Source organism: Longibacter salinarum (assembly GCF_002554795.1).
GTDB lineage: Bacteria > Bacteroidota > Rhodothermia > Rhodothermales > Salinibacteraceae > Longibacter > Longibacter salinarum.
On the sequence record NZ_PDEQ01000002.1, the window covers coordinates 494,536 to 508,521 of the forward strand.

Below are 13,986 nucleotides of genomic sequence, written 5' to 3' on the forward strand. Positions count from 1 at the left end.
CCGCTATCGATGTAAGGATGCGGAACGGAGCACATGTGCTTCTCCGTTGACTTACTTGTACGTTATCTAATGCCCATGCATTCTTCCGTCCCAACAGCCGGGCGGAGGATTCATTCACACCCTCCAGCGGAGGTATGGATCGAGAAGACATCTTCCATGAAACTGGTGATCGCCTGGCGATCGCACTCCCGTCCGGTACATTGTTACGGGACCAGTTTCGGATTGGCCGTGTGCTCGGCGCCGGAGGGTTTGGTGTCACGTACCTCGGCTTTGATGAACTGCTGGAACGACCGGTGGCGGTGAAGGAGTACTTTCCGCGTCACCTTGCCGTCGATCGGACGGATAATAACACGGTTAAGCCTCGCTCGTCGACGCAGGATCCCGACTTTGACTTCGGGCTGCAGCGATTCCTTCAGGAAGCGCGGACGCTCGCCAAGTTTGAGGACCATCCGAATATCGTGCGGGTGCGAACGTTTTTTGGCGAGAACGGCACCGGTTATCTCGTGATGAACTTCTACGAGGGCTTTACCCTCGAAGAGTATATCGAGTCCCAGTCGGGCTGGCTGCCGGAAGACGAGGCCCTCTACATCATCCACGACGTCCTGGACGGTCTTCAGGCGGCCCACGACGCGGGCGTCCTGCATCGTGATATCGACCCGTCGAATATCTATTTAAATGGCGACGGCCGGGTCGTTTTGCTCGACTTCGGTGCGGCGCGAACCGCTGTCGGTGAGCGCACGCAGACGCTCTCGGTGATGCTGAAGCGGGGGTACGCACCGCACGAACAGTATCACTCGCGAGGAGAGCAAGGGCCCTGGACCGATATTTATGCCTGCTCCGCGACGCTGTATCGGACCCTAACCGGGTACAAGCCGCCTGAGGCACCGGCTCGTGTCATGAGTGAGGATCTTGTGCCACCGAGCGAGATCTCGCCGGGCTTGTCGGAGGAAATCAACGACGCGGTCGTGGCAGGACTCGAAGTCCTTCCGCAGAGCCGGCCACAGAGCATTGAAGCGTTCCGGGACTTGCTTCCCGCCCGCCCCGACATCACGGCGGCAGCCTGGATCGACGGTAACCGTGTCCCGCACGATCACGAGCCCTCCGAGGATGACCTTGGCGATGCAGTTGTCGAGATCCGCACGGATGCCGACTGTCGCCTTTACGTCAATGGCCGGGTTTCCGAAATCCTTGAAGCTGGGCAAACCGTTTCCCTGAACCTGTCCAGCGGCTGGCATCGCCTGCGAGCCGTGCGCACGGACCGGGCGGCTGCGTCCGGTGGAACCGCCACTCTGACGACGACTGCGACGACGTCCGCCAGCAATCAGGGCGACTATGTTTCACTTCACGACCTGATCTGGCAGTCGGAAATCAGCGCTAGCCCGGAGAGCCCCACCGCTGTTCACGTCACGTTTGGGCCGGATGCCCCGACCTTCCCGGCCACGAAGGTGTCGCCGGTGCGTGAGTCCACGGGACAGACCGAAACGATTGCACCCGGTGAAGACGCTCGGTCAACGGGCCGTGTCGATGTAGCACCGAGCGAAGACGCTGCATCGGACGATGCTCACGTCAGCAAAGAGCAAGACGAAGAACAAGAGTCTTCGGCTTCGTCCAAGGATGCGAACGGGCAGGCGGTTGAAGAGTCTGGAGATGAAGAGACGGAATCAGAGGACGATTCCCCAGCGGAGCCCGGTGAGACCACAACGGACGAGCCGGAGCGCTCTCTGTCACGGGTGCAGGTCGAATATTCGGCTGACGATGACACGACCGCCCAGTCCGACATCGAGGTCGCACTTCATCACGCGTCCCGGGCCGCCCGCAAGGTGAGCAAGCGCGTCGCTACGGAAGCCTCGGAGGCCATTGGGCGGACGCGAGATGCGACGACCACGGTGGCGCGCTCGATGTCCGACCGCATGAAGAAGGTCGATTTCTCAGATTACTGGGCGCGCATCGGTCGGAGCATGTCGAGTGGTGGCACAGCCGATGGTGACGACGGGGACGCGGATACGACGACCGATGAGGCCGCCAAATCGTCTGATGTTGGTGGCATGGCGTTCGGGTCCACGGATTCGAAGCGCGCACTACAGATCGGCGGGGTCGCGGCCATCGCGCTATTCCTGATCGTCGGAGGCTGGTGGGCGGTGCTCGGCAGCAGCGCCCCGAAACAGCCAGTGAACAAGGCCCCGGTCACGGGAGATGATCTTGCGACGACACAGTCTGATGTCGTTCAGGTCAACGTGATAGCGAATGACCGAGACCCGGAAGGCCGGTCTCTCCGGCTTGCATCGGTGATGGCGCTGCCCGGAAGCGTGGGGGCGGTATCTCAGCTCGACAGTGCACGTATTCAGTTCCGGCCGGCAGACGGGTTCGCGGGGGTTGCGGAGATTCATCACACCGTGATGGATGCAGATAGCAATTTCTCCGATGGCATTTTGCGAATCCACGTTCCGTTTTCCAAAGAGCCGTCTCGCACATTCGTTGCTCCCCGGGACCCGCAGGTGCTGACTCCGGCCGACGTCGACGGGGATGGAACGCTCGATCTCCTCACGGCCACATACGCCGGCAATCGGATCCTGCTCTTTTCGCTGGGTCGCGATGAACCGGTTGAAGTGATGGACGGGGCAACCGGGGCGATCGACGCATCGGCTGCAGACATGGATGGTGATGGAGACGTGGACGTTCTCGCGGCCGCCTTTCGGAACGATGCCGTCTACATCGTACAGAACGTATCGACAGGGGAGGAGCTTGCGTTCTCCGAACCGATTGCCCTGCCGACGCCCGTTGAAGGTGCATTGCTCGCACAACCTGCGGACGTAAATGGTGACGGCCAACCGGATGTCGTCGCGGTGTCGCAGATCAGTGGGCGAATCGTCTGGTTTGAGAATCGAAGCGCATCGGGCGGTTTCAAGTTCTCCGAGGCGAAGACGATCGCGACGGGTTTTGGGAGTCTGGAAGCCGCCGTCGTAGCTGACATCGATGGTGATGGCGATCCGGATGTTGCGTCCGCGGATTATCAGGAGGACACCGTTTCGTGGCACGAGAACGATGGGACTGGCACATTCGTCACGCACCGCATCGACGAGTCGGCGCGAGGCGTCATCGCTGTCGCAGCAGCCGATGTGGATGGTGACGGGCGGCGTGACGTGCTGGCCAGCACCGCTACGGATGATCGAGTGGTCTGGTATCGCCGTCAGCCCACCGACTCGCTAAGCAGCGGATCCGCTTCGTTTAGTGACCCGATTCTCGTTTCCGATAGCGTCGATGAACCAGAGTCGATTGCGGTTGCCGATGTCGATATGGACGGCGATAACGACGTCATGACGGCGTCCTTCCGGTCCGGTGTGGTTGCGTGGCACGAAAATCTCGGTGACCGGACGTTCGGAGCGGTCCACGTCATCACGCGCGATGCGCCGGAAGCGCTCGCCGTGTTGCCGATCGACTTCGATGCCGATGGTGATGTCGATATCACCGTCGCTTCGCAGGGCAATGACCGGATTACCTGGTTTGAGAACGCCATCATTTCTGATGAGACGCCAGGCGCCTCGACCGCATCGCCTGACACGTCTCAGTCTCCTGAATCCGCGGGGTCGTAGTCTCCCTCGTGAATGCTCGTCGCGGGGGGCGTGTCTGTTCTCTCCTTCGAGTGCTCGAACACCCACGTTCGTCGGTGCTTGCGGACGACTCCGATCACTGCTCCGACCGGAACGCCGAGTACACCCAGTATCGTTCCCCCCAGAGCTGCACTGGCAGCGGGCGACATGATCGTCATGCCCGAACCGCCGGAGGAGAGTCCAATCAGGAATCCGCCGCCGAACCCGGAGAGAAAGCCAATCCCGGCTCCGTCCAGGGCTCCCCGTATAGCTTTTTCGCGGACAACGGCTTTGATCGACCGGAGGGAATATGCTTGTTGCGGGGCGTGCATCGTTAGGGAGTCGGCACCTACATAGTTGACCGTGCCTTCTACAGCGCTGTCATTTAGAAAAACAACGCGTACACGCTTTCCCTGTACGTCTTCTCGGAAGGAGTCGAGGCCGCGAGGGGCCGCGATCGTCGCTGCACGATGCTCCGGAAAACGTACCGTCGAGGTGCTGGTGCAACCGGAGAGAACAAGAAGCAGCCCTGTAACCACGAACATGGCGCGTCGTGCGATGGGCTTTGACCAACGGACAGGGCGGGCGTCGACACCTGGAGTTGCAGGCCTGTCAATCAGGAGGATCTCAACGAGGGAGAACATCATGGAACCGGTCGGACATAGAGGAGACAGGCGGGTGGCGCCTCTGCAGAGGCGCATACATCCAACATCCAAATCGGATTTGAGACGGATGCAGGTTTTTGACCCACCATGCCATTCTGGATTCCTTCCCGTACAGTAGGGGCTTTTGGGTGTTGATTCGGTGGGTCTGACCGTACAGCGTACACATTCGACGCCACGTTCCGTGTCCTTGGCCGTCCGAAGAACAGCGGTGACGTGTTGTTGATGCATGTGCAACCGTGATCTCGGTTGTGCTTATCCTCTGTTGTCGTTGCTTCTGGTCTCGTCCCAAAGAAGATCATGCTGTTCCCGGTTCGTTTCGTCGTCGCGATTTTTTTGGTCGCAGTGTCCATGCCCGTATCGGGATGCCGTGGGCAGAGCAGTGAACCGGACTCGGCGAATACACTGCCGACCGACTCCGTCGTGGACACCTCAATCGTTCGTCTCTTGCCTCCGACTCTAGCTACCGACGGAGACACAATAGCCTGGGCGAGCGGACGCGTTGCATCCCTGGTAGCTGACGACTCCCTCTGGGCGAAAGCGATGCAGATTCATTTCAACGCGATCGTTCTCGACGGTCACGTGGATGTCCCCACGCTCATGGTTGACGATGAGTACGACATCACGCAACGGCACTCGTCGAACCGGAGTCACGTCGATCTTCCGAGAATGCACGAAGGCGGACTGGACGGCGCGATCTTCTCGATTTACGTCGCACCGTACTACGGAGAGGGAGCGAGAGCTGTCGCCCGGGCTCGTGCTCAGATCGAAACCGTTCGTCGTCAACTGGGTGACGCGCCAGGTGACATCGTACTGGCGACACGTGCCGAGGACGTACGAGATGTCGCGAGGCGCGGGGGAACGCCCATTGTACTTGGGCTCGAAGGAGGACACGCGATCGCTGGTTCGCCCGATACGCTTCGTGCACTTGCGGCTGAAGGGATTCGCTACGTTACGCTCACGCACGTGAACACCAATGGCTGGGCGGATAGCTCGCAGGATGAGGCGAAGCACGGCGGGCTCAGTCCGCTCGGGGAAAAGATGGTGCGCACCATGAATAATCTTGGTGTGCTCGTCGACCTTGCGCACGTTTCGGACTCCACGTTCGCAGATGCTGTCCGCGTGTCGCGTGCTCCCGTCATCGTGAGCCATTCATCGTGTCGGGCTCTCACGCCGACTGTGCGAAACGTAAGTGACGAACAGCTGCGGGCCGTGGCGGAAAACGGCGGTGTTGTGATGATTAACTTTTTCGACGCGATGGTCAATCCGCATCTTGACGCCGATCTTTTTGCCGAAGCTCGGCGTCGGGTGCGGTCGTCTGGACGTGGAATGGCGTATCTCTGGTCGGCCGTTTACGACCTCCGACGTGAACGGAAGCGATCGGGTGCGACGTGGGGCGACGTGGTCAAACACATTGATCACGCCGTCAGGGTCGCGGGGATTGACCACGTCGGGCTGGGGTCTGATTTCGATGGCGTCTTCGATCTGCCGCGCGGTCTTTCAGATGTGACAGCCCTGCCTCGAATCACGTACGGTCTGCTTCGCCGGGGGTATTCGGAGAAGGACGTTCGGAAAATCCTCGGCGGGAATGTTCTTCGTGTGCTCGATCAAGCAGAGAGGCACGCTGAAAGGTAAGAGTACGCGGGGGCGGCGTCGCTGTAGGGAATATCCTACGAGCATTCGGGCACTTATCGTGCAATAAAAACCGGCCGAGCACCAGAGGCCAAGCGTATTCGGTCCGTTCGTGAAATACGTCGGCGGCCTTCGTTTTCAGCGGATGAGACATCGATGTTTAAAATGTCAATCCTAAATGCATCGGGCTTGCAACGATCATATTGGGTTACTGCAATCGCAACATCAACAAATAGTTATACATCTTCCGTTCATTGAAGAGGCCCGAAGAAACAGAGTATGTTCTGTATCGCACTCGCATTTGCACGGCGAGAACGGTTGCACTGGCGCCACGTGCACCGGCCTGTTGGAGATGATGCAGGGTCGTCTGGACCAATCGATGGACGACAAGTGATGGGCCGGTCTTTGTGCAACTGGTGGTGACTCGACTTGCTGGAGTGCATGCCCGCCACTCAACTCACATACCATGCACGATCCCATGAAACGATGGGCTACAATCCCAATCTTGCTCGCTATTTTTCTGGTGGTGTCCGCCATACCAGCGATGGGGCAGGGGGTAACGACAGCGACCATGCGTGGTCAGGTCACGGACGACACCGGTGAACCCCTTCCCGGGGCGAACGTCATCGCGGTACACGAACCATCTGGGACTCAGTATGGCACGACCAGCAACCCCAACGGTCGATTTACGCTTCCCAATATGCGCGTCGGCGGTCCGTATCGTCTCCGCGTCACGTTTGTCGGATACGAACCGTACACGCAGACCGGTTTAACGCTCGATCTGAATCAGGTATACGAGCTCGATGTCGAGCTGCGTCCTGGGACGGAGGAGTTGGAAGGTGTCGAAGTGACGGCCGAACGGGGAGGCATTTTCAATGCCGAGCGAACCGGCATTGAGCGGAGCATCGGTGCGGATGAAATCGACTCCGCTCCCACGCTCGGACGCGACCTCGCTGACTACACGCGTCTGACCCCTCAGGCGTACGTCGAGAATGACGACGATGACGGCCCGGCCATTTCGATTGCCGGACAGAACAACCGTTTCAACTCGATCTTTATCGATGGCGCCGTCAATAACGATGTCTTCGGCTTGTCCGCTCAGGGGACGAACGGCGGGCAAACGGGCGTTACGCCGATCAGCCTCGACGCGATCGAACAGTTTCAGGTCTCGCTTTCGCCGTTCGATGTCACACAGTCCGGGTTTACCGGTGGCGCGATCAACGCCGTGACGCGGTCCGGTACCAACCAGCTGGAAGGATCGTTTTACTACTTCGGCCGGCGCGACTGGCTCACCGGGCGTGACCCGATTGCGGGGCCGGACGGCGTGCGTGGACGGCTGAATCAGTTCTCCGATAATCGCTTTGGCTTCCGCCTCGGCGGCCCGATCGTACAAGACGAGTTGTTCTTCTTCGTGAACGCGGAATACCTCGATCGCGCAATTCCGCAGCCGTATGCTCCAAGCACGTACATCGGCGACTCCGGAGACGATACATTCGAGACGATCCAGTCCGTGCTTCAGCAGGAGCTAAACTTCGATCCAGGCAGCTTCCGCGACAAGACGACGACCGTGGAGAGTCCGAAGGTGTTCGCCAAGCTCAACTGGAACGTCAGCCAGAATCACAAGCTGATGCTTCGGCACAGCTACACGAAGGGCGAGAACACCGACCAATTCAGAAGCGCCAGCGGCGAGATCAATTACACGTCCTCCGCGGAGGTCTTCCCGAGCACGACCAACTCTACGGCGTTTGAGGTGAACTCGACGTTCGGCGACAACATGTCGAACAAATTTATCCTCGGGTATACCCGTGTTCGCGACGATCGGAACGCTGCGGCCATTTTCCCAACGATCAATATCACCGATGGACAGGGAGAAATTAACCTCGGAGCGGAGCCCTTCTCGACGGCCAACATCCTTGAGCAGGATGTCTTCACCGTGACGAATAATTTCAGCTACTTCGTCGGTGATCACACCCTCACCGTCGGGACGCACAACGAGTTCTACTCCATCTTCAATAACTTCATTCCGTTTAACTACGGCTGGTACTTCTACGACAGTCCCGAGCAATTCCTCGAAGGCGTTTGTGCTGCCGGTGGAGGCCAGAGTAGTTTCTGCCAGAACAACTACCCGAACGCGCAGGATGCGGTCATTTTTGCGCAGCGCGGCTTCTCCATCCCGGATCTGCGTGATGGCACGGGACAGTTCGGCGACAATGCCAACAGCTCGGAGACGTTCAACGCTTTCCAACTCGGCCTATATGCACAAGACGAATGGCGGATCAGCGACAACTTCCGCCTGACCTTCGGTCTTCGTCTCGATGTGCCGAAGATCACGACGGAGCCGCCGTTCTACGGTGAAAACTTTGACGGCCGAGACGACGGAGACGGGGTATTTAACTCGACGCTCCGCGCGATCCGGGAAGGAGAGGAGATCGACGTGCAGGCGGACCCGAACGACCCGCTCCAGACAGACGTCACGTTCACAAATGTAAGTGGGTTCGACGGGTACGATCTGAAAGGGGCCGAGCCGGGCAAGACGCCTGCTGCGCAGTTCCTGCTCTCGCCGCGTGCCGGCTTTAACTGGGACGTGCAGGGAGACAACGCCACGCAAATCCGTGGGGGTGTTGGTATCTTCACTGGCCGCGTTCCCTATGTGTGGCCCGGTGGCATGTTCTTGAACAACGGCGTGTCCAACGGAATCTACGCGCGTTTCGGTGAGAATCCGCTGCGCCCCGATCCAGCGAATGGCCTGACGCCACTCGACTTCCCGAGTGATTTCGGCGGGGTAACGTCAGCTGAGGCCCTCGCACCGAGCGGTCGCCTTGAGATTTTCGAGGACGACTTCAAGTATCCGCAGGTCGTTCGAACCAATCTGGGCATCGACCAGCGACTGCCGTACGGTTTTGTGGCGACGTTGGAAGGACAGTACACGAAGACCCTCAGCAACCTGACGGTCTTCAATATGAACATTAAACCGGCTAACGCGACGCTGAACGGTCCCGACGATCGTCCCATATGGGCATACGGCACGCCGGATGATGGCGAGTGGGATATCAGCGAGGCCTTGATCGACCCGCGGTACGAGGCGATTCATCGCGTCGGCAGCACCAGCAAAGGCTACACGTACGATATTACCGGTCGACTGCAGAATACGGTTGACACGCAGTACGGTCTGTTCAACTCGAGCGTATCGTACACCTACGGCGATGCGTTTGCCGTCAACGATGGCACCTCCTCGCAGATTAACTCCAACTGGGAGGATGTCGAAAACGTGAACGGGCTCAATGGTGTCGGCCGGTCTCGATCCGACTTTTCGATTGGTCACCGTGTGCTGGCTTCGTTCCGGTACAAGGTCGGTGGCACTGAGCTGTCCGTCCTGTATAATGGGGAATCGGGTCGTCCCTTCTCCTATATCATCGGCGGTAGCGGCGATGGATTCATGGTCGGCGCCGGTGGTGGGGGAGATGACCGTGCACTGTTCTACGTCCCGGAGAATGCGAGCAATCTCGTTTTCGAGGATATCACGGTTCGTGGTCAGCTCGACGTAACGGCCGAACAGCAGGCGCAGGCGCTGGATGCCTTTATCAACGGCATCGACGCGCTGTCCGAGACCCGTGGCGGCTACATGGAGCGCAACGACGACCGGACACCGTTCGAACACGTGGTCGACCTACGCTTCCGCCAGGAAATCTTCGGCGAGTTCTTCGACGAGACGTTCGAGCGTCAGCAGTCGCTCGAGTTCACGTTGGATATCTTCAACTTCACGAACCTCCTCAACGAGAAGTGGGGGCGCCGATACTTTGGCGTCGGGGACTTCAGCGTCACCGAGTTCGAGAACTTCGTCGATGGCCCGAACGGCGATTACACGCCAGTTTACTCGTTCACTCGGCCGTTTACCAATTTCCTGAATGAGAACCCGCAGTTCGACGGAACGAGCCTCACGCAGGACGAGCTGGAGCGCGCGATCGAAGCGTACGATAGCAAAGACGACGTCTTCCGTGACCAGATTATCGACTCGGGAAGCAATTATGGGTCCCGCTGGCAGATCCAGATCGGCTTCCGATACACCTTCTAAGCGAGTGCGAAGTTCGTAATTCGACGTGCGAAGTGTTTGTGTCACGTTTTCTGCTCCGCATATCATCTAGCGGGCGGTCGTTTATACGCGGCCGTCCGCTTTTTTACTGCTCAACGCATTCCATCGACTTTGCACTGCATATTTAAACCGTTGACACGGCGGAACGGCAGGTCTTGAGAGATGCAACTTTGGATCGCGAACATCGCTTTAGTTTCGCCTGAAATCGGCGTGTGTGCGATGTGTCTGCAGATTATCGTTTTGTAAACCTGGTTCTTTAAACAGGATCTTTACCATGCCCAAGTGCCGCCACGTTACTATGAAGCCGTGTTGTTGAGACACGCTCCGCGCGCTGCATAAATCGCCCCCTGGGTCTGCGCGGATGCCCTCCCCATTCCTGTCACGCTGGCTTCGCGAGTTGCTCGCTTCGACCTTTCGGTGTCAGATATCGAGGTCGGACGAGTCGCCTACCGTCATGCGTCTCTCCTCTTTGACCGGTCTCTCGTCAATGACTGGCTGCTCGTCGCCGAGCAGGCAGAAGCGACCGGTTTTTTCTATGCCCGATTGTTTCGTGGGCATCGGGCGAACCGAGGATATGCGTTTGGCTCGGTGGTCGAAGGCAAACCGCTCGTGTCGAACCCTGCAGGACCGCTCCGGCGGGGCAAATCGTCTCCTGACGTCCTGATATGGACCAGGGTGACCCCTCGACAGCACACGGCCTCTTTTTGAACACACCAACACCCCTCGATATGAAGCTTACGGCTACACGGTGGCTATCGCTGATATGCCTCCTCCTCGTGCTTCCGGTGGCTCCCGCCCTCGGTCAGAGTACGACGGCGTCGATCACCGGATCGGTGGTTGATCAGTCTGGAGAAACGATTCCAGGTGCGAACGTCGTCGCCATCCACCAGCCGACCGGCACGCAGTACGGAACGGCAACGAATGCACAGGGTCGGTTTTCGATTCTTAATATGCGCGTGGGAGGTCCGTACCTCGTACGCGCTTCTTTCGTCGGGTACCAGACGGTTGAGAAGACCGGCGTGATGCTCGACCTGAACGAGAAAGCAACCATTGACTTCCAGCTCCGCCCGAAGACGGAAGAGCTTGAAGGCGTGGAAGTGATCGCGGAGCGAGAGGGCGTCATCGACGCCAATCGCACCGGTGCTGCGACGAATATTCGTCAGGAGCAGATCGACGCGCTGCCGTCGATCAGCCGTAGCATCACGGATTACGCACGCCTCACGCCTCAGTACACTGGAGGTGGAAGCCTTGCCGGTAACAACGACCGGTACAACAGCATCTCGGTCGACGGCGCCACGCTCGACGACGTATTTGGCCTCGGCGATGCCGTGCCCGGCAGCCAGGCGGGAACGCAGCCGATCAGCCTCGACGCGATCGAGGAGTTTCAGATCGACATCGCCCCGTATGACGTTCGGAAGAGCGGCTTCACGGGTGGTCAAATCAACGCCGTCACGAAGAGTGGCTCCAACGAGTTCGAAGGACTCGTTCGCTACTTCGGTCGGAATGAGAGCTTCACCGGCGATCTTCAGGGCGAAGGTACAGGAGAGTTCAGCCGTCAGTACTTCATCGGCAACGTCGGCGGCCCAATTATCGAAGACGAGCTTTTCTTCTTCGTGAACGCGGAGTACGTCACGCAGAAGAATCCGCAGAACACGGGGATCGGGCCGGGACCGAATAATTTCCAGATCTCCGGTGTGGACACGCGAGACTACATCGACCAGGTCGCTGACATCTCGCAAAACGTCTATGGCTACAATCCTGGTGGAACATCCGTGATCTCGGAGAACCAGGATAGCTATAAGTTTCTGGCGAAGCTCGACTGGAACCTGAACGACAATAACCGCCTGACGCTTCGCCACAACTACGTGAAGGGTCTTGACGATAGTGGGCTTGGGCGAGGCGAGAACAGCTTCGATTTCTCGAGCCAGCTCTATCAGTTTTCGAGTGTGCAAAACTCGACGGTGCTCCAGCTCAACACGACGCTGGGTGACAACATGTTTAACGAGGCACGCGTCGTCTACACGCGCATTCGTGATTCGCGAGACATCGGCGACGAAACATTCTCCGATGTCACGCTCGTGCCGTCATCGGACTCACAGATCCAGCTAGGACCTGGCCGGTTCAATCAGGCGAACCGCCTCGATCAGGACCTTGTCGAAATCACCAACGACTTCTCGTACGTGCGTGGCAATCATACCTTCACGCTCGGCACGAACAATCAGATCTGGAGCTTTAGCAACCTGTTCATCCAGGACTTCTACGGACAGTTTGAGTTTGAGCCGCTCGAGAGTGATGGTGACCGTGTGATCTCGGCTCTGGACGCGTATGAGCGAGGTCAGCCGACCGTGTATCGTTACAGCTACGCCACGGAGGCAGCCGGCACGGAAAAACCGATCGCCGAATTTACGGCCTTCCAGGTAGGACTCTACGCTCAGGATGAGTGGCAAGCACTTGAAAATCTACGCCTGACGTTCGGACTGCGTGCAGACATGCCGATCATCCCAGACAACCCAACGTTCAATCCAACAGCATACGAGGCGTTTGGGGTTAGCACATCGAGCGTTGCGACGGGGAATCCAATCTGGTCACCGCGCTTCGGCTTTAACTACAGCAACGACTACCTCGGTGAAGACTTCGAGACGCAGGTCCGAGGTGGTATCGGCCTGTTCGCCGGAGACCCACCATTTGTCTGGATCTCGAACCAGTTCAGCAACACAGGGGCCGACTTTGTTCGCATCGAAGAGCGTTTTGGGTACGATGATTATTACGACGGCCCGAACGACACCCCTGGTCGTCGATTCGTCCCGACGGATCTCGGTGAGAACACGCGCGAGAAGCTTCCGCGTGCCGGTGACAACGCGCTGATTACCCCGGTTGCTACGACCGAGATCAACGTGATTTCGGATGATTTCAAGTACCCGCAGGTCTTCCGGACCAACCTTGCGATTGACCAGCAGCTACCAAATGGCTTCGCTGTTACGCTTGAGGGACTCTATTCCAGCACGGTGAATGGCGTCACCTTCACCAACCTCAATTACGAGCAGACGGACGAATCGAAGTACGGTCGTCCGATTTACGGCCAGACGGTGAGCCCCCGGTTCACGAACGCCCTTCTTCTCAAGAATACAAACAAGGGCTACTCATACAGCGGGACGATTCAGCTTCAGCGCCAGGTGCGTGAAGGCCTGAGCGGGTCGCTCTCGTATACACTCAACGAAGCTCGCTCGGTAAATACCGGCTCCTCGAGCCGTGCGATCTCTAACTGGCAGTTCAACGAGAACGTGGACGTGAATAACCCGCGTCTCGGTCGGACGGATCAGGCCCTGCGTCACCGTGTGCTCGGTACGCTGAACTATCGTCTGGAGTACTTGGATCGCTTCGCTACGACCGTTGGCCTAATTTACGATGGTCGCTCCGGACAGCCGTTTAGCTGGATTTACGCCGGTAATGCCAATGGCGACACGCAGAGCTTTAACGATCTCGTGTACGTTCCCGAGGGGCCGAACGATGTTGTTCTCGAGTCGGAGAACTGGGAGTCGATGAACGCCTTCATCAATGCCTGGGATGGCCTTGATGATTACCGTGGCGGCTTTACAAAGCGAAACATCGACATGGGTCCCTGGAGCCATCAGATCGATCTGCAGATTTCGCAAAACATCGTGACGTATCAACAGCAGAAGCTGGAGATTACAGCCACGATGGAGAACGTCCTGAACTGGATCAACGACGACTGGGGCCGTCAGCAGTTCGTGCAGTTCCAGAACAGTGTTGCCTGGGACTTCAGCGGCTACGTTGAATCGGCGGATGTCGGAAGTGAACTCGGTGGCCGCATCCTTACGCAAGATGACGTTGGCAAGCCGATCGTTAGCTTCGACGAGTCGAATCTTCAGGAAACGGCTTCGGATGAGCTTTTCCAGACGTCGAACATCGGGTCGCGCTGGCAGGTGCAGCTTGGCCTACGCTACACGTTCTAACGCAGCCGCCGCCGCGCCTGCCCCGTTTTTTTCGGGGTGGG

General features: G+C 58.4%; 6 protein-coding genes. 4 read left to right on the top strand and 2 right to left on the bottom strand.

Going from position 1 to position 13,986, the window contains the following annotated elements; translation table 11 throughout:
* Positions 1 to 134 precede the first annotated feature (134 nt).
* Positions 135 to 3,590: an FG-GAP-like repeat-containing protein gene (locus CRI94_RS05480; RefSeq protein WP_098074653.1), complete on the top strand. Its 3,456-nt coding sequence runs from the start codon at positions 135 to 137 to the stop codon at positions 3,588 to 3,590.
* Here the strand turns inward: CRI94_RS05480 and CRI94_RS05485 are convergent.
* Positions 3,563 to 4,132: a hypothetical protein gene (locus CRI94_RS05485; RefSeq protein WP_098074654.1), complete on the bottom strand. Its 570-nt coding sequence runs from the start codon at positions 4,130 to 4,132 to the stop codon at positions 3,563 to 3,565. The genes CRI94_RS05480 and CRI94_RS05485 overlap by 28 nt on opposite strands.
* A gap of 468 nt (positions 4,133 to 4,600) precedes the next feature.
* Between CRI94_RS05485 and CRI94_RS05490 the strand changes: the two genes are divergently transcribed.
* Positions 4,601 to 5,884, top strand: a complete 1,284-nt coding sequence (locus CRI94_RS05490; RefSeq protein WP_098074849.1) for a dipeptidase — start codon at positions 4,601 to 4,603, stop codon at positions 5,882 to 5,884.
* 475 nt (positions 5,885 to 6,359) lie between these two features.
* Positions 6,360 to 9,953, top strand: a complete 3,594-nt coding sequence (locus CRI94_RS05495) for a TonB-dependent receptor (protein WP_179862175.1) — start codon at positions 6,360 to 6,362, stop codon at positions 9,951 to 9,953.
* Between the two features lie 438 nt (positions 9,954 to 10,391).
* Here CRI94_RS05495 and CRI94_RS17635 read toward each other — a convergent pair whose 3' ends face one another.
* Complete coding sequence (locus CRI94_RS17635) at positions 10,392 to 10,529, bottom strand: hypothetical protein (RefSeq protein WP_179862176.1); 138 nt, start codon at positions 10,527 to 10,529, stop codon at positions 10,392 to 10,394.
* 170 nt (positions 10,530 to 10,699) lie between these two features.
* On the opposite strand from CRI94_RS17635, the gene CRI94_RS05500 reads away from it, so the two are divergent.
* Positions 10,700 to 13,945, top strand: coding sequence for a TonB-dependent receptor (locus CRI94_RS05500; protein WP_098074850.1), 3,246 nt, complete (start codon positions 10,700 to 10,702; stop codon positions 13,943 to 13,945).
* The last annotated feature ends 41 nt before the right edge of the window (positions 13,946 to 13,986 follow it).

Coding starts and splice junctions, on each gene's coding strand:
- CRI94_RS05500 (WP_098074850.1), top strand. CDS start 10,700: ATGAAGCTTACGGCTACACGGTGGCTATCGCTGATATGCCTCCTCCTC.
- CRI94_RS05490 (WP_098074849.1), top strand. CDS start 4,601: ATGCCCGTATCGGGATGCCGTGGGCAGAGCAGTGAACCGGACTCGGCG.
- CRI94_RS17635 (WP_179862176.1), bottom strand. CDS start 10,529: ATGCCCACGAAACAATCGGGCATAGAAAAAACCGGTCGCTTCTGCCTG.
- CRI94_RS05495 (WP_179862175.1), top strand. CDS start 6,360: ATGAAACGATGGGCTACAATCCCAATCTTGCTCGCTATTTTTCTGGTG.
- CRI94_RS05480 (WP_098074653.1), top strand. CDS start 135: ATGGATCGAGAAGACATCTTCCATGAAACTGGTGATCGCCTGGCGATC.
- CRI94_RS05485 (WP_098074654.1), bottom strand. CDS start 4,132: ATGTTCGTGGTTACAGGGCTGCTTCTTGTTCTCTCCGGTTGCACCAGC.